Source organism: Rhizobium sp. CF122 (genome assembly GCF_000282035.1).
Classification (GTDB): domain Bacteria; phylum Pseudomonadota; class Alphaproteobacteria; order Rhizobiales; family Rhizobiaceae; genus Rhizobium.
The window spans coordinates 1-17,136 of sequence record NZ_AKKA01000066.1 but is presented as its reverse complement, the minus strand read 5'-3'; the positions used below and the strand labels follow the sequence as shown (position 1 = coordinate 17,136).

General features: G+C 59.3%; 14 protein-coding genes and 1 riboswitch. Of the genes, 7 read left to right on the top strand and 7 right to left on the bottom strand.

The window, feature by feature from the left end; translation table 11 throughout:
- Positions 1-78: 78 nt before the first annotated feature.
- Entirely contained in the window at positions 79-885 is an 807-nt protein-coding gene (locus PMI09_RS10975) for a UDP-2,3-diacylglucosamine diphosphatase (RefSeq protein WP_037082749.1), read from the bottom strand.
- Between the two features lie 246 nt (positions 886-1,131).
- Between PMI09_RS10975 and PMI09_RS10970 the strand changes: the two genes are divergently transcribed.
- Together PMI09_RS10970 and PMI09_RS10965 are read left to right on the top strand one after the other, a co-directional pair.
- A complete protein-coding gene (locus PMI09_RS10970; protein WP_007792915.1) occupies positions 1,132-3,444 on the top strand; it encodes an NADP-dependent malic enzyme in 2,313 nt (770 codons plus the stop codon).
- Positions 3,445-3,575: 131 nt separating this feature from the next.
- Positions 3,576-4,652: a DUF2865 domain-containing protein gene (locus PMI09_RS10965; RefSeq protein ID WP_007792912.1), complete on the top strand. Its 1,077-nt coding sequence runs from the start codon at positions 3,576-3,578 to the stop codon at positions 4,650-4,652.
- Positions 4,653-4,659: 7 nt separating this feature from the next.
- On the opposite strand, the gene bluB is transcribed toward PMI09_RS10965, so the two are convergent.
- Together bluB and PMI09_RS10955 are read right to left on the bottom strand one after the other, a co-directional pair.
- Positions 4,660-5,349: a 5,6-dimethylbenzimidazole synthase gene (bluB, locus tag PMI09_RS10960; protein WP_007792909.1), complete on the bottom strand. Its 690-nt coding sequence runs from the start codon at positions 5,347-5,349 to the stop codon at positions 4,660-4,662.
- Positions 5,350-5,389: 40 nt separating this feature from the next.
- A riboswitch (cobalamin riboswitch) is annotated at positions 5,390-5,571 on the bottom strand.
- Between the two features lie 26 nt (positions 5,572-5,597).
- Positions 5,598-6,431, bottom strand: a complete 834-nt coding sequence (locus PMI09_RS10955; protein ID WP_007792906.1) for a TolB family protein — start codon at positions 6,429-6,431, stop codon at positions 5,598-5,600.
- 231 nt (positions 6,432-6,662) lie between these two features.
- Between PMI09_RS10955 and PMI09_RS10950 the strand changes: the two genes are divergently transcribed.
- The 3 genes from PMI09_RS10950 to PMI09_RS10940 all read left to right on the top strand — a co-directional run bounded on the left by PMI09_RS10950 (position 6,663) and on the right by PMI09_RS10940 (position 10,190).
- Positions 6,663-8,576 carry an LTA synthase family protein gene (locus tag PMI09_RS10950; RefSeq protein WP_443216178.1) on the top strand — a complete coding sequence of 638 codons (1,914 nt, stop codon included), beginning with the start codon at positions 6,663-6,665 and terminating at the stop codon, positions 8,574-8,576.
- 81 nt (positions 8,577-8,657) lie between these two features.
- On the top strand, positions 8,658-9,182 hold the full coding sequence (locus PMI09_RS10945; protein WP_007792901.1) for a DUF1003 domain-containing protein: 525 nt from the start codon (positions 8,658-8,660) through the stop codon (positions 9,180-9,182).
- Positions 9,183-9,314: 132 nt separating this feature from the next.
- The gene (locus PMI09_RS10940; protein ID WP_007792898.1) at positions 9,315-10,190 is read left to right on the top strand and encodes a hypothetical protein; all 876 of its coding nucleotides are present in this window, start codon (positions 9,315-9,317) and stop codon (positions 10,188-10,190) included.
- A gap of 172 nt (positions 10,191-10,362) precedes the next feature.
- On the opposite strand, the gene PMI09_RS10935 is transcribed toward PMI09_RS10940, so the two are convergent.
- Positions 10,363-11,736, bottom strand: coding sequence for a class II 3-deoxy-7-phosphoheptulonate synthase (locus PMI09_RS10935; RefSeq protein WP_037082744.1), 1,374 nt, complete (start codon positions 11,734-11,736; stop codon positions 10,363-10,365).
- Between the two features lie 290 nt (positions 11,737-12,026).
- Between PMI09_RS10935 and PMI09_RS10930 the strand changes: the two genes are divergently transcribed.
- Positions 12,027-13,355: a TadE/TadG family type IV pilus assembly protein gene (locus PMI09_RS10930; RefSeq protein ID WP_007792893.1), complete on the top strand. Its 1,329-nt coding sequence runs from the start codon at positions 12,027-12,029 to the stop codon at positions 13,353-13,355.
- Between the two features lie 6 nt (positions 13,356-13,361).
- Here PMI09_RS10930 and gor read toward each other — a convergent pair whose 3' ends face one another.
- The 3 genes from gor to rpiA form a co-directional block, all read right to left on the bottom strand.
- Complete coding sequence (gene gor, locus PMI09_RS10925; RefSeq protein WP_007792889.1) at positions 13,362-14,747, bottom strand: glutathione-disulfide reductase; 1,386 nt, start codon at positions 14,745-14,747, stop codon at positions 13,362-13,364.
- A gap of 111 nt (positions 14,748-14,858) precedes the next feature.
- A complete protein-coding gene (locus tag PMI09_RS10920; protein ID WP_007792886.1) occupies positions 14,859-15,446 on the bottom strand; it encodes a DUF2059 domain-containing protein in 588 nt (195 codons plus the stop codon).
- Positions 15,447-15,463: 17 nt separating this feature from the next.
- Entirely contained in the window at positions 15,464-16,162 is a 699-nt protein-coding gene (gene rpiA, locus PMI09_RS10915; protein WP_007792884.1) for a ribose-5-phosphate isomerase RpiA, read from the bottom strand.
- A 191-nt stretch (positions 16,163-16,353) separates the two neighbouring features.
- On the opposite strand from rpiA, the gene PMI09_RS10910 reads away from it, so the two are divergent.
- Complete coding sequence (locus PMI09_RS10910; RefSeq protein ID WP_007792880.1) at positions 16,354-17,058, top strand: HAD family hydrolase; 705 nt, start codon at positions 16,354-16,356, stop codon at positions 17,056-17,058.
- The last annotated feature ends 78 nt before the right edge of the window (positions 17,059-17,136 follow it).

The window sequence follows — 17,136 nt, the reverse complement described above, 5'->3', positions numbered from 1 at the left end:
TTTAGAAAATAAACAGGCCTGTCGCAAAGACACAACGGGCTAAATTGATGCATGGAATTGGGGATCGAAAGTCCGCGTTCAGGCGGCCTGCTGCGCGACTTCCTTTTCGTGATGGCCGATCGCCATCGGGATCGGCTGCATGCCGCTCGTTGCACGCCACTCGATCAATTCAAACGTGCCGTCCTGATGCTCGGCAATCGCCGTGCAGCTTTCGACCCAGTCGCCGGTATTAATGTAACGGATGCCGTCCATGTCCTCCATCACCGCGTGGTGGATATGGCCACAGATCACGCCGTCGGCACCGTGCTTGCGAGCTTCTTCGGCGACGACCCGCTGGAACTCGCCGATGAAGTTGACTGCGTGTTTGACCTGCAGCTTGGCCCATGCGGAAAACGACCAATAGGGCATGCCCATCCGGCGGCGGATGGCTGCCAGGCCGACATTGATCATGATCGCCATGTCGTAGGCCCAGTCGCCGAGATAGGCGAGCAGGCGCGCGTTGCGCACGACGACGTCGAACTCGTCGCCATGCAACACGAGGTATTTCTTGCCGTCGGCCGCCTCATGCATCATCCGCTCAGCAACCTCGATGCCGCCGAAATGGGTGCCCGGAAAGTCGCGAAGGAATTCGTCGTGATTGCCCGGGATATAGATGACCCGCGTGCCCTTGCGCGCCTTGCGCAGTAGCTTCTGGACCACATCGTTGCAATCCTGCGGCCAGTACCAGCTACGCTTCAACCGCCAGCCGTCGACGATATCGCCGACAAGAAAGATGGTATCCGCCTCGTGATGCTTGAGAAAATCCAGCAGGAAGTCCACCTTCGCGGCCTTGGAGCCGAGATGCACATCGGAAATGAAAAGCGTACGGAAGTGCCGCGTATCCATATTGTCCCTCACAAGCATCCTGCTCATGTCCCATTGTTCACCTGCCCTTCCAAAACCAGAGTCGTGTTTCAGGAAGATGACATGCCGGCGCTACGGCTGATTTTCCCGGTTTCCATCGAGCCTCGCCGCGGCCGCGGCAGATTTGCGCTGTTTTCGCATTTCGAACGGAAATTCCGACTGTTCCGCCACCCCGTTTGATGTATTGAAGGCAGTTCAAAGACAGCATGCGGCAGCCCGGAGGCGATGATGGATCATCAGGAAAAGTCCAAGACGGAAAAAAATCTGGCAGGTGGAAGTCTCGACGAGCAGGCGCTCTACTTCCATCGCTATCCGCGTCCGGGCAAGCTCGAAATCCAGGCGATCAAGCCGCTCGGCAACCAGCGCGACCTGGCACTCGCCTATTCTCCGGGCGTTGCAGCGCCCTGCCTGGCGATCCGCGACAATCCCGAGACGGCCGCCGACTATACGTCTCGCGCAAATCTCGTAGCGGTCATTTCCAACGGTACGGCCGTTCTCGGCCTCGGCAATATCGGCCCGTTGGCATCGAAGCCGGTCATGGAGGGCAAGGCCGTCCTCTTCAAGAAGTTCGCCAACATCGACGTCTTCGACATCGAGGTCGATGCATCGAGCGTCGAGCAGATGGTGTCGACCGTCGCCTCGCTCGAGCCGACCTTCGGCGGCATCAATCTCGAGGACATCAAGGCACCGGAATGTTTCGAGATCGAGCGTCAGCTGCGCGAAACCATGAAGATCCCGGTCTTCCACGATGACCAGCATGGCACCGCCATCATCGTTGCCGCCGCCATCCTCAATGGTCTGGAACTGGCGAACAAGAAGATCGACGAGGTCAAGATCGTCGCCTCGGGTGCCGGTGCTGCCGCCCTTGCCTGCCTCAATCTCCTCGTCACGCTCGGCGCCAAGCGGGAAAACATCTGGGTCCATGACATCGAGGGCCTCGTCTACGAAGGCCGCACCGAATTGATGGACGAATGGAAGAGCGTCTACGCGCAGAAGAGCGACACACGCACACTCGCCGAAAACATCGGCGGTGCCGACGTCTTCCTTGGACTTTCCGCCGCCGGCGTGCTGAAGTCGGAACTGCTGGCGCAGATGGCCGAAAACCCGCTGATCATGGCGCTCGCCAACCCGACGCCCGAGATCATGCCCGATCTCGCCCGCGCCGCGCGCCCCGATGCCATGATCTGCACCGGCCGTTCCGACTTCCCGAACCAGGTGAACAACGTTCTCTGCTTCCCCTATATTTTCCGCGGCGCGCTCGATTGCGGCGCAGTGACGATCAACGAAGAAATGAAAATGGCGGCCGTGCGCGCCATCGCAGCACTTGCGCGCGAGGAACCTTCCGACGTCGCCGCACGCGCCTACTCGGGTGAAACGCCGGTCTTCGGCCCGAACTACCTGATTCCCTCGCCTTTCGACCCGCGCCTGATCCTGCGCATCGCCCCGGCCGTCGCGAAGGCAGCCGCCGAGAGCGGTGTCGCCCTGCGCCCGATCAGCGACTTCGACGCCTACCTCGACCAGCTCAACCGTTTCGTCTTCCGCTCCGGTTTCATCATGAAGCCGATCTTTGCCGCGGCGAAGAATGCCGAGCGCAAGCGCGTGATCTTCTCCGAAGGCGAGGACGAGCGGGTGTTGCGCGCCGCACAGGTCCTGCTGGAAGAAGGAATTGCCAAACCGATCCTGATCGGTCGCCCGCAAGTCATCGAGACTCGCCTAAAGCGCTACGGCCTACGCATTCGTCCGTTGGCCGATTTCGATGTCATCAACCCGGAAGACGATCCACGCTTCCGCGAATATGTCGATCTCTACTTCTCGCTCGTTGGACGTCGCGGCGTCATTCCGGAGGCAGCGCGTACCATCGTTCGTACCAACACGACTGTCATCGGCGCCCTGGCCCTGAAGCGGGGTGAGGCAGATGCGCTCATCTGTGGGCTGGAGGGCCGCTACGAGAAACATCTGCGCGACGTTCGCCAGATCATCGGCAAGCGACACGACGTGTGCGACTTCTCGGCGCTCAGCCTGCTGATCTCGCAGCGCGGTGCCACCTTCTTCACCGACACCTACGTCACCTTTAATCCGACTGCGGAGGAGATTGCGGAGTCCGCGGTTCTTGCCGCCGAGGAAATCAAGCGCTTCGGCATCACGCCGCGAGCTGCCCTCGTATCCCATTCGAATTTCGGTTCGCGTGAGTCCGAGAGCGCGACGAAGATGCGTGCCGCTCTCAAGCTCGTGCGTGAGGCGGCGCCGGATCTCGAAGTCGACGGCGAAATGCACGGCGAAAGCGCGATCTCCGACGCCCTGCGCAAGCGCGTCATGCCCGACACGACCCTACACGACGAAGCAAACCTGCTGGTTTTCCCGAACCTCGATGCAGCCAACATCACGCTCGGCGTCGTAAAGTCGATGATCGACGGGTTGCACGTCGGGCCGATCTTGCTTGGTGCAGCGCTGCCCGCGCACATCCTGGCGCCGTCCGTCACTTCCCGCGGCGTGGTCAACATGGCCGCCCTCGCCGTCGTGGAGGCTTCACAGCCGGCGTGATTTGCCGCAGATCGAGAAAATGCGGTAGGATTCCGACCGCAGCTCGTTAAGACAAACGAGCTAGCAATGAAGGCGCGGCGAAAAAGCCGCGCCAGACGACCCTGCTATTTGCTCATCGATGGGACGATGCCTTGAACCGCTGGATTCTGTCACTCATAGCCGCATTTACTTTGACCGGCCCGAGCTACGCCCAGATGCCGGCAATCTGTGGCGATCTGCGCGCCCGCCTTGCCGACCTGCCGCAGATCATCGGCAGTACGTCCGAGGTGCGCAAGTACGCCAGCGCTATCGCAGAGCAGAACCTTGAGCTTCGCAAGGTCCGCAGCGATCTGCGCCAGAGCGGCTGCACGAGCGGCAGCATGGTGGTGATCGGCGACGATGACGGATACTGCGGGGAACTCGAGCGCGCAGAATCCAAGATGGTCGACAATATCCGCTATCTCCAGCAGCGTCGCGACGAACTGCGCGGTCAGAGCGAGGATGTCCGCACGAGGAACGAACTTCTTGCCGCACTCGATGACAATGGCTGCAACGAGGAACAATGGCCCGCCGACAGCGCCGAAGGGTATGCGCAGCCACCGAGTATCGAAGATCAGGCGCTGCGAAGCGACACGTTCATTCCGTTGGGTGGTGATCCCAGCCGGCGCCGCTATGGTCTCCCGGGCATGTCGCCGCTCTCTCATCTGAACACCGTCTGCGTGCGAAGCTGTGACGGCGGCTTTTTTCCGTTGAGCTCGAACGCAACATCCCAGGACTTTGCCCGCGATGCCGACACCTGCTCGAAGATGTGTCCCGGCATCGACACCGAGCTCTTCTATCATGACGTCTCCAGCACGGAGACATCGCAGATGATCTCCGCGGCGACAGGCGCGCCCTACAGCGCCATGCCGAATGCCTTCGCCTACAAGAACCGCAAGCCCGGCGAAAGATCGTCCTGCAGCTGCGATCTAAACGCCTACTACGAGCGGATGCGAAAAAGCCAAACGATCAGCGAACCGCCGCAGGGGTCGATTACCACGATCGAAACCAAGAAGCCCGAGACCAAGAGCCCGACCGCAGCGCCCGCGGTTCCGCTGCCACAGGTGCCGGACAGGCCTTACGACCCGGCAAACAAGGTCCGTCAGATCGGCCCGCAGTTCCTGGCGGGCGACCAAGGCACGATCGACCTCAAGAACCCGGCAAAGCCAGGTCCCCAGCCGCAGCAATAGTCGCTGCCTAGTCTGCAGACTTGCCCCAACAATCCATAAACACAAGCTCCTCCAGCGGCAGGCGCTGGCGCCATCCTTTGACCGCCAGTTCCGGTTGGTCATAGAGCTGATCGACGTAACCTAGGCACAGCCAGGCAACGATCTCCACCCGCTCCGGAACGCCGAGAACCCCCTTGATATCGGACTCGTGAAAGATGCTCACCCAGCCGACCCCGACGCCTTCGGCACGCGCTGCCAGCCACAAATTCTGCACGGCGCAGACCGTGGAGTAGGAGTCCATTCGCCGGTTGTGGGTTCGTCCGAGAACGACATCACCGCAGCGATCGGGATCACAGGTGACGCAAATGCTGAGCGGTGCGGCTCGGATGCCCTCCAGCTTCAGCGACCGGTAGAGCTGCTGTCGCTCCCCCTGAAACATCTCGCCGGCCTCGCGATTAGCGCGATCGAACGCCTGCCAAACAGCCTCCTTCATCTGCTGATCGCGCACCAGGATGAAATTCCAGGGCTGCATGAATCCAACAGACGGCGCGTGGTGCGCAGCCGTCAAAAGCCTGCTGACGACGTCGTCGGGTATGGGATCCGGGCGAAACTCCGAACGCACGTCACGGCGCGTCGAAATCGCCCTGTAGACGGCGTCGCGGTCCTCGGTCGAAAAGGCTGCAGCTCCCGACAGGGAGCCTGAATGGTCTGGTCGCATCGTCAATCCCCAACAACACAACCGCCCGCCGTCCACGCGGGTCAGTCTATGATGTCGGGCCGGTCTTCTGACTTGGCGTCATCCGACTGCCGCGCCTTCCCGGTACTGGACCAGTGGCGTGTTGCGGCAGTCGTCAGCCTTACAGCGTTGGGCACGTTTCGGTCTCACACCGAATTCCCGATTCTCCCGCCTAAGACGGGCACCCGACGGAAGGGTCTATGCCGGCAAAAATCACGCGATGCAATCCCTCACGCAGAGACTGGGTAGTAACGCACATAGGCGAACTCATCGCCCGACGGCGACCAGTTCGGCACGTTGATCGTTCCCTGCCCGCCGAAGAGATCGAAGAGTGTTGTCAGCTTGCCCCCATCCATGTCCATCAGCCGCAGCCGTACATTGAGATCGCGCGGGTGGTCGAGGACGTCGGGATCGTAGGAAAGGATCAGGACTTTATCGTTGTTTGGCGACGGATGAGCAAACCAATTCCCACAATTGTCGCTGGTGATCTGCTCGAGGCCGGTCCCATCCGGGTGAATGCGCCAGATCTGCATGAGGCCGGTGCGGCTGGAATTGAAGTAGATCCACTGGCCGTCGGCTGAATAATCCGGCCCGTCATTGCGCCCCTCGCCGTGCGTCAACCGCTTTTCTTCGCCGCCGTCCACGGAGATCGTGTAGATATCGAATACGTCGTTGCGGATGCCGCAATAGGCCAGTTGTTTCCCGTCGGGCGACCAGCCATGCCAGTAGGACGGCTGATTTTGCGTCACCAGACGCGGCGTGCCGCCTTCGGCGGGTAGCACATAAATCGTCGACTTACCGAACTCAGTCTTATCGGAAATGACGATCTGACGGCCATCAGGCGAAATGCCATGATCATTGTTACAGGCCGTGGCAAAGCCGGTATCGACCTTTTCGACCTTGCCCGAACCGTCAAGCGCCAGACGGTACAGAAGACCGTCACCGTTCAGCAGAAGATAGCTACCGTCGGGTGAAAAGTTCGGCGCCTCCACGAGTTGCGTGGTTTGCCAGACGACGCGCGCCTCGCCTGTCCTGATGTTGTAGATCTCGACGGAACTGCGCAATCTGAATCCTCCTGACATCGACTCCGTCAGACCTACGACGGCCCGCCACTCAGCACAAGCAAATGCACCAGGCCAGCTTGCACCACAGGACGTGTCTCTTGGGCGACCGGCGCCTTATCCACTAATCACAAATGCGGGAAACCTAACGGTTCATCTAGCGTTCATGACGAGGATGTGACAGTTCGGTGAAGCTTTTATGACGTTGGAGTTTTCCGGTTGATCGCGTTGGTAATGAGGTCTGCAGCGGCAGCGCGCTTTGCGTCGCTTTCCACCGATTTCGGAGGAAGCGTCCGGTCGCCTGCTATACGCACAGCGCTCGGCGTCGCTCTTTGCGCCCTGCTTGCTCTCTTTGCTACGGCCGCCGTCGAGATAATTGCCCGCGATGGGCTGGCCGACGTGCGCGAATTCCTGATATCGCCGGCGCGTCCCGGAATGACGACCGTTGTGATGTTGACTGTCCTGATGCTGTCGCTCGATGCCGCCTTGGGAAGACAACTCATTTCGGCATTGATCGTTCTCCCGCTGGTCTTCGTTCCCGCCATTGTCTCCAACCAGAAGCAGCATTACCTCACGGACCCCCTTTATCCATCCGACGTTCTTTTCGGGCGCCAGATCATGGAACTGCTTCCTGTCATGGTGCGCGACCGCCCCTGGACTGCCGTTGCGATGGTTGTCGGCATTGCCCTTTCCGCTGGCGCGATTGTCATCCTCTGGCGCTTCGCCTGGCGCAACTTCCCGAAACTCTCAAGGACCTCTCGCCTCCGCCACCTGTGCGTCGGCCTACCCGTTATCGCGACTTTCGGGTCATTGATGGACTATTCACAGTATTCCTTCATCCGTGACCGCCTTCAGGTGGTCCCGATGATGTGGGACCAGAAGGAAAACTACCGGAGCAACGGCTTCATCCTCGCCTTCATCTTCAATATTCCGATGGCCGACGTTGCAGCACCGGCCGGCTTCGGTACGCAGGCGCTTGATGCTATCCCCGGCCGCAACTACGGCTATCTCAGCGGCCCACGAGAAAAGCCCGACGTGATCATGCTGATGAGTGAATCGTTCTGGGATCCGACCCGACTGAAGACGCTGAGCCTGTCGCCCGATCCCATGCCGACTATTCGCGCCGAGCAGTCTGGCCATGTATTCTCACCGGAGTTCGGCGGCATGACCGCCAACGTCGAATTCGAGGCGTTGACAGGCTTTTCCAATGCCTTCCTGCCATATGGCAGCATCCCCTATCAGCAATACATCCGTCGCGATGTTCCCTCGCTCGCCACGTTCTTCCGCGGCGAAGGCTATGCCGCCCGCTCACTTCATCCATTCAGCGGCTGGTTCTGGAACCGCAACGAAGTCTACAAGGACTTCGGTTTCGAGCAGTTCCGCTCTGAAGAAACCATGCCTCCGATGGAAAAGAGGGGCATCTTCGCTTCGGACGAGTCCCTTATGAAGGAGATCATGCGCGAGGCCGACGGTATTGATCGTCCGTTCTTCTTCTTTGGTGTCACCCTGCAGGGACATGGTCCCTACGAGCCGAACCGTTACGTACACAACACCGTCGACATCAAGAGCAACCTGAACGATGCGGACCGGGCCACGCTGGCCACCTACACGCAGGGGATCAAGGAAGCCGACGACAGCCTCAAGATGCTGATGAATTGGGCCGAGAAGCGCGATCGCGAGACGATCATCGTCCTCTGGGGCGATCACCTTCCGCCGCTCGGCAACGTCTATATGGCGACCGGCTACATGCCGGACCAGGTTGCCACGCGTAAGGCATCGGTCAGCGTCATGAAGCAGGAACACGAGACGCCGCTCGTCATCTGGTCCAACAAGAAAGGCAGCAAGAAGGACGTCGGCACGATCAGCCCATCGCTGCTGCCTTACCATCTCTTGAAGTTCGCAGGCTTCGAGCATCCCTACTACACCGGCTTTCTCGGCCGCGTGCAGAAGAAGTACAGTGTCATTGATCGTTACCAACTGATTGCGCGTGACAACACGCCGTCGCCCGATTGGGTCCTGAAGCCGAAGAACCTCGATCCTCTCGTACGGGACTATCGATATCTCCAGCACGACATCATGTTTGGCAAGGCTCAGACGCTCGGCCGCTTCTTCCCACAGCATGCCTGGCTGTATGCGCAAGGCACGTAAGAGAGCGGCACAAGCCCGCATTGCAATTTGAAAACATTACGGAATACTGGCGCCCGAGCGATCTAGCATTCGGAGTTAGCCATGCATAATCTATCGGACTTCATCCACCATCACTTCGACAAACCTGTTGACGAACTCGGTGAGATCGAGAAGCGCGTTCTCGCAAAAGCCCATGAGCGTAAGATAATCTCGACCGATATCAATGCGGCCTTGCAGGCGGAATCATCCACCGGACAGCGCCTGGCGGATTCGATTGCCCGCGTCGGCGGCTCATGGTCGTTCATTGTCGCCTTCTTCCTGTTCCTGGTCTTCTGGTGCGTCGTAAATACGGTCGTACTACTCACACGCGCCTTCGATCCCTATCCCTTTATCTTCCTCAATCTCGTGCTCTCGATGCTTGCCGCAATCCAGGCTCCCATCATCATGATGTCGCAGAACCGGCAAGCAGAGCGCGATCGCTTCGAGGCGGCGAAAGACTACGAAGTCAATCTCAAAGCTGAACTGGAAGTTCTTTCTCTACATCAGAAGATAGATATGCGTGTGCTCACCGAAATTGCAGCACTGCGCGAAGACATCGAGCGACTGAATCAGCGTCTGCCCAGTTGATGGAACGATCGGGGATCGCTTGAATTTAACTATACCGACCGATTAACGATCCGCTAACCAAGTCTCGCATTGAAACACCGTCACAAATGTAAGAGGAGCAATTGGAACCAATACGACCGACCGTACGAGACGATGCTCACTGGCCGACCGCATACACGCGATGAAATTCTTGATCACCCCCTGTTTCTGTCGATCGAACGCCAGATAGCGCTCCATCTTATCGGCATTTACAAGCGCGCTCCTCGTCTTGCCCGCCTCGCCGCTTCGCATCAAAAGTGGCTGCTGACACAAACGCTGTTCGCCATGCATACCGGACGCGATCGAGGCAATCCCGTTTCAGGGCTCACGGCCGGTCGCATGATGCAGGTCGCCAAGGAGTTTGACCTCGCCAGCAAAAATACCGCGGCCTCGTTTCTTGCCGAACTCATCGCCTACAAATTTCTACGGGATGCTCCTGATGAAACGCCCGATCGGCGCCTCCGTCGCCTCGAAACGACCGAACTCAGCGAGGAGGCCATGACGTCCTGGTTCCAGGGGCATATGGCCTGCCTCGATCAACTCGATGGCGGCAATCGTGCAAAGCTGACTGCAGACAGCCCCCGGCTCTTTCATCTCGCGCAGCCGCGTGCTGCGCGTGCTCTCATCCAGGAACCGATCTGGAAGGAGCCACGGAGCAGTATCGGCCACTTTCTCTGGTCCGATGTCGGCGGCCTCGTGCTGCACGATCTAATCAGTCGCCTCCCCAACGACGCGCGGGAACACGACCGCATTCTGCTCAAAGGCGTGAGCATCAGCGAAATCGCCAATGAATTCGGCATCTCCCTCACCAATCTGAAGCGGATGTTCAAGAAAGCCGAAACCGATAACCTGCTTGGCTGGGAAAGTCCCCGCAACCGCGGTGCATTGTGGCTCTCGCGCATATTCATCGAAGACTATTTCTACTGGCAGTCCGCGAAATTCGCCGAATTGGACAGCGCCATCCACTGGGCGGCCGGCCAAATCCGCTAGCACACACCACCAATAGTCGCATAGCTGCCCATACCAGATGGCAGCGGAGACGCTCGGCATCAAGATCGGCGAGGCCGACGTGCGTGCCACCTGACGCCTGCTGCCAACAATCCGTCCTTGCTCAATAAAAAAGCCCGGCATCAGCCGGGCTTTTTTTGTCCATCTTGTTTTATTAGCCGTTGACGGCCATCCGCTTTTCGTCGCGGCCACCCTTCATGCGCTCGGCCAGCAGGAAGGCAAGCTCCAGCGCCTGATCGGCATTGAGACGCGGGTCGCAATGCGTGTGGTAGCGATCGTGCAGATCTTCAGCCGTCACCGCGCGGGCGCCGCCTGTGCATTCGGTCACATCCTTGCCGGTCATCTCGATGTGGATGCCGCCCGGATGCGAGCCCTCGGCGCGATGAATCTGGAAGAAGCTCTCGACTTCCGACAGGATCCTCTCGAACGGGCGGGTCTTGTAGTTGTTCAACGTGATCGTATTGCCGTGCATCGGATCGCAGGACCACACGACCTTGCGACCTTCCCGCTCGACTGCGCGGATAAGACGCGGTAGATGCTCGGCAACCTTATCGTGGCCGAATCGGCAAATCAGCGTCAACCGGCCCGCTTCATTTTGCGGATTGAGGATGTCGATCAGGTTCAACAGATCGTCGGCCTGCAGCGACGGGCCGCACTTGAGGCCGATCGGGTTTTTGATGCCGCGGCAGTATTCGACATGCGCGTGGTCGGCCTGACGCGTACGGTCGCCGATCCAGATCATGTGGCCTGACGTCGCGTACCAGTCGCCGGATGTAGAGTCGACGCGGGTCAATGCTTCCTCGTAGCCAAGCAGCAGCGCTTCGTGGCTGGTGAAGAAATCCGTCTCGCGCAGACTCGGATTGTTTTCCGAGGTGATGCCGATGGCCTTCATGAAGTCCATCGTTTCGCTGATGCGACCGGCAAGCTTGCGGTAGCGCTCGCCCTGTGGGCTATCCTTGACGAAGCCAAGCATCCACTGATGCACATTCTCCAGGTTGGCATAGCCACCCATCGCGAAGGCGCGCAGCAGGTTCAGCGTGGCAGCCGACTGGCGATATGCCATGGCCTGACGCTCCGGGTTCGGGATGCGTGCTTCCTCAGTGAACTCGATGCCGTTGATGATGTCGCCGCGGTAGCTCGGCAGCGATACGCCGTCCTGCGTCTCAATGCCGGAAGAGCGCGGCTTGGCAAACTGGCCGGCGATGCGGCCAACCTTGACGACCGGCAGCTGCGCACCGAACGTCAGCACGACGGCCATCTGCAGGAAGGCACGGAAGAAGTCGCGGATATTGTCTGCACCATGCTCGGCGAAGCTCTCGGCACAGTCCCCGCCTTGCAAGAGGAAACCGTTGCCTTCAGCAACGTTGGCGAGATGCTTCTTCAACCGGCGCGCTTCACCTGCAAAGACGAGCGGGGGATAGGATGCGAGCTGGGCTTCCGTTGCTGCCAACGCCGTCTGGTCCGGATAGTCCGGAACCTGCTGGATCGGTTTTTGCCGCCAACTGCTCGGAGTCCAATTTTGTGCCATCTCACTCACCTGTTTCCGCATCCGGTCCGTCCGGATGTTCCGTCCTAAAAATGTTGCGCGGCTTATAAACCTTTAGCGCCATCTTGCATAGCGGCGTTCCGCTCTTTGGCGTTACTGATTCAATCGACCAACAACAGGCGATATAAAGGAATTCCGCGGCGCGTTTTCAAACAATAGGCGCGCAATTTAACGGTCGAGAAACCAAGACAGTTTGTATCTAATTTAGGCTTATACGTTAGAAACACCCTCAATTCTAATGGCGCGTCATGATGACTCCCGCTTGAGCACCGATGGCATGGTGGAACCGTGGGATTGATTTCGTGCGCAGCTTGTATCGTTTCTGCACTGACCGTTCCGGCAATTTCGGTCTATTGACGGCTATTTTGATGGTGCCGCTCATCGGCTCGGCGGGCGTGGCCGTAGACTTCGCCCACGCGCTGAGCTTGCGCACGCAGCTCTACGCGGCCGCCGACGCCGCAGCCATCGGCGCAATCGCGGCAAAGTCGGCCGCAACCACCGCCGCAATGAAGATGACAAGCGATGGCCCGATCTCGATCGGAAAAGACGATGCGCGAAACATTTTCGTCGCGCAGATGCAGGGTGAGCTGACGGCAAGCGATGTAGCCGTTGACGTTCAGGTGAGCCGCGCGTCCAACAAGCTCAACTCCTCTGTGACCTTTACCGCACAAGTCCCGACGTCGTTCATGCAGATCTTTGGCCGGAAAAGCGTAGAAATATCTGGCACCGCCACGGCCATGTTTCAGACGGCCTCCTTCATGGATTTCTATATCCTGCTCGACAACACGCCGTCGATGGGCGTCGGCGCGACACCGGCCGATGTCGCTATCATGGAACAGAAGACTCCGGATACCTGTGCCTTTGCCTGCCACATCGTGTCGGAAGCTGGTGTCGAGGACAAGAACAGCTATTACAATATCGCCCGCAACAATGGCGTCACCTTACGCGTCGACGTGGTTCGCCAAGCTACGCAAAAACTGACCGAAACGGCAAAAAACGAACGCCAGTCCGACAACCAGTTCAGAATGGGTGTCTACACGTTCGGCAAGAAGGCGGAAGACGCGAACCTGACCACAATTTCAGCGCCGATTACGGACCTCGACAAGGTCGCGACATACACGAACGCTGTCACTCTGATGTCGATCCCGAGACAGGGCTACAACAACGATCAGCAGACGAGCTTCGACAACTCACTGACACAGATGAACAAGATCATTTCAACACCGGGAGATGGCAGCACCGAGGCCCAGCCGCAGAAGATTCTGTTCTTCGTGTCCGATGGCGTCGGTGACAGCAAGAAGTCGAACTGCACGAAACCGAAGACCGGCGAGCGTTGCCAGGAGCCAATCGACATTTCCTTCTGCAAGCCGCTGAAGGATCGGGGCGTCAAGATCGCAGTACTCTACACGACCTACCTGCCGCTGCCGAAGAACAGCTGGTACAACACCTGGATCAAGCCTTTCCAGAGCGAAATCCCGACGAAGATGCAGAGCTGCGCTTCGCCCGGTCTCTATTTCGAAGTCACGCCTACACAGGGGATCACGGACGCCATGCAGGCACTGTTCCTGAAGGTCATCCGCATGCCCCGCATCACCAGCTGATCGGCGTTAAACGCGAACGCCGTCCCGAATGCGATAGTTCGGCGCATACATTGTGACGAGTTCTTCGGCTGCCGTCGGATGCACCGCCATGGTCCGGTCGAAATCGTCCTTGGTGCAGCCGGCCTTCAAACTGATGCCGAGGATCTGAGCCATTTCTCCGGCATCGTGGCCGAGGATGTGCGCACCGACGACCTTGCGACTGGAAGCGTCGACAATCAGCTTCATGATCATCTTCTCGCCCCGCCCCGACAGCGTTGCCTTCAGCGGCCGAAACTGGGCGCGATAGACCTCGAGCTCCTTGTAGCGCTTGCTCGCCTCTTCCTCGGTCAGCCCGACGGTGCCGATCTCCGGCTGCGAGAATACCGCCGTTGCGATCGTCTCGTGATCCGGCTTGGTCGGGTTATCCTTGTACTCGGTCTCGATGAAGCACATCGCCTCGTGGATCGCCACCGGCGTCAACTGTACCCTGTCGGTGACATCGCCGAGCGCATAGATATTCGGGACGCTGGTGCGCGAATACTCGTCGACGACCACCGCTCCACGCTCGTCGGTCTTCACGCCGGCGGCTTCCAGGCCAAGGCCTTCCGTATTGGGGATGCGTCCAAGCGCCAGCATGACGACATCGGCCGCCAGCGTGCCGTTCTTCAGCGTCCCGACCGAAAGACGGCCGTTCTCTTTCGAAACCTTCTGCAGCGTGTCGTGGCAGAGAATGCGAATGCCCTTGGCGGCCATCGCCTCGTGCAGCCCCTGGCGAAGGTCCTGATCGAAGCGCGACAGGATCTCGGCGCCACGGTAGATTAGCGTCGTCTCGACGCCGAGGCCGCGGAAGATATTGGCAAATTCCACCGCGATGTAACCGCCACCGGCGATCACGATCGACTTCGGCAGTTCTTCCAGATCGAAGGCCTCGTTCGACGAAATGCAGAGGTCATTCCCCGGCAAGGCCGCATGCGGGTTCGGCCGCCCACCGGTCGCGATCACGATCGTCTTGGCGGTCACCGTCTTGCCGGTGTTGATCAGTCGAACCGTGTGGGCATCGACCAGCTCGGCGCGCGTTTCCAGGATCTCGGCGTTGGCGCCCGCAAGCCCCTTCTTGTAGAGCCCTTCCAGGCGCGCGATCTCGTTGTCCTTGGCGGCAATCAGCTTCTTCCAATCGAACGAACTCTCGCCGACTGTCCAGCCGAAACCGGCGGCATCCTCGAAGTGCTCGTGGAACTGAGCCGCGTACACGAAAAGCTTCTTGGGCACGCAGCCACGGATCACGCATGTTCCGCCGTAGCGGTACTCCTCTGCAATCGCGACCTTCTTACCAAGCGAGGCTGCAACGCGGGCGCTTCGCACGCCGCCTGAGCCCCCGCCAATGACAAAGAGATCGTAATCGTAGGATGTCATGAAAAACTCCGGCTGGAATCGGCTGTGAGGTGAAGGTGATATAGTATCGACTGTCGCAAAAACAAAAGCCCGGACGACGCCGGGCTTTTTCTATCTCTTATCGACGTCCGCTTACGGCTTCGGCTTTGCCGCCGGCGTCGCAGCCTTCGGCGCGGTCGTTGCGGCTGGGTTGGCCGGATCAACTGCCGGTGGCGGCGCCTTAATGACCTTGCTGAGCTCAGTGCTCGTCTGCTTCTGCAGGTCGCGAGAAATTCCCTGCGCCCAGATGTCGGCAGCCTTCACCGTCTCGCGCGATGCGATCGGGCCATCCTTCAGCAGCTTCTTGCCAACCGGCGAGTTGTAGAACTCGGCGATCGCGTTGAGTTCCTCGACAGAGAATGCCTTGGCATAGGTCAACGCGGCTTCCTTCTCGAGGTCGGCGCGACGCGGAGCAAGGGCAAGGGCCTGCTTGTCGACCTCAGCGGTGATCGCATCTTGGTAGTTCGGCGAATCCTGGATGAGATCGGCCTTCAGACGCTCAGCGAGACCCGGCAGGATGTTGTCGAACTGTGCGGTGGCGCCGATCGCATCGATGGCAGCGCGCGCCGCCTTCAGCTGCTCCGGAGAAGCCTCCTGCGCGTGTGCGGCAGAGCCGAATGCGACGCCCGAAAGAATAACGGTCGCAGCAGCAAAACGGCCAAGACCTGCAAATTTAATCATGAGTTTCAATGCTCCTGTTACCTATTCGCCCGCAGCGTGCGTGCACCTGCTGGACCCGCAATGATCGCAAGTGCCGCCATATTGAGAAAAAGCCCGTGTTCAACGACTCCGGGTATTGAATTCAGCTCGTTTGAAAGCGCCTCTGCATCAGGAATGCGGCCAAAAGATGCATCGATGATGTAGTGGCCGCCGTCCGTCATGAAGTCTTCGCCACCGGATTGGCGCAGCGTCAGGCTGCCGCTCAACCCCAGTTTGGAGGCCTTCTTTTCGATTGCCATGCGCGTGGAGACCAACCCGAACGGATTTATCTCGATCGGCAGTGGAAATGCCCCGAGCGTCGCGACCAGTTTGCTTTCGTCGGCAATGACGATCATGCGCTGAGATGCCGCAGCAACGATCTTCTCGCGCAGTAGCGCACCACCGCCACCCTTGATGAGCGTCAGGTCGGAATCGACCTCGTCCGCGCCATCGATCGTCAGATCGAGTTCCGGCAGTTCATCGAGTGACTTCAGCGGCACGCCGAGCTCGACGCAAAGCCTTGCCGTGCGTTCGGACGTTGGCACTCCTTCGACCTTGAAACCGGTTGAAACCTTCTCCGCAAGCAGCCGAACGAACTCCTCGGCAGTACTCCCGGTTCCGATTCCAAGTCGCATGCCGTATTCGACATGAGCGAGTGCGGCCTCGGCGGCCTTGATCTTCATTTCGCGGGCATCCATGCGCCGCTGACTCCGATTATTGCGTTGGATGTGCTGTTTACACGGCTCGCTTGCCAAACGAAAGCCAAAATAGCGTAATGATTTTCGAAAAGCCGTGGGCATCTGCAACTGGTCGCCTTTGCCGCGAAACGTTGCTTTTGCCGTCCTCATCACCTACGGCCTGATAACATCATTTCTGAAAGGCGGAATCCTTGACCCCTGCCCTCGTTGTATTCGATCTCGACGGAACACTGCTCGATACTCACTCCGATCTGGTCGAAAGTATAAACCATACGATTGCCGAGCTCGGCATGGCGCCAGTCAGCTATGACGACCTCACGCATCTGGTCGGACACGGTGCCAAGGTTATGATCGAGCGGGCTTGCAACCTTCGGGGGCACGCGCTGCAGCCTGAGCAACTCCCAGCTCTACTCGACCGGTTCATCACTTACTATGCCAACAACATGCCTGGACGCACGGTACCCTACCCGGGCCTAGTCGACGCAATGGACCAACTGAAGAGCGCCGGCTGCAAGCTTGCCGTTTGCACCAACAAGCTCGAAGGTCTGGCGTGCAGCCTGATCGAGAAGCTTGAACTCACCCACTATTTCGACGCCATTACCGGCGGCGATACATTCACGGTCAGAAAACCGGACGCCCAGCACCTCCTCGGAACCATCGAGCGCGCCGGCGGCGACGCCGGCAACACCGTCATGATCGGCGACAGCGCCAACGACATTCTCGTTGCCCGAAATGCCGGGGTGCCCTCGATCGCTGTGCCATTCGGCTATTCCGACGTTCCCGTCGAGACACTCGGGCCGACCCGTGTGATCACACATTTCAAGGAGCTCACGCCTGCGCTCGTGGACGAGTTGATCGCGGACTTTGCTGCAAGACCGACTGCCGCAGTAGGCTGACACAATCGGGTAGGAGGGAGCCTTGCGGCGTCCCTCCTCCCACACGACCGTGCGAACGGTTCCGTACACGGCGGTTCA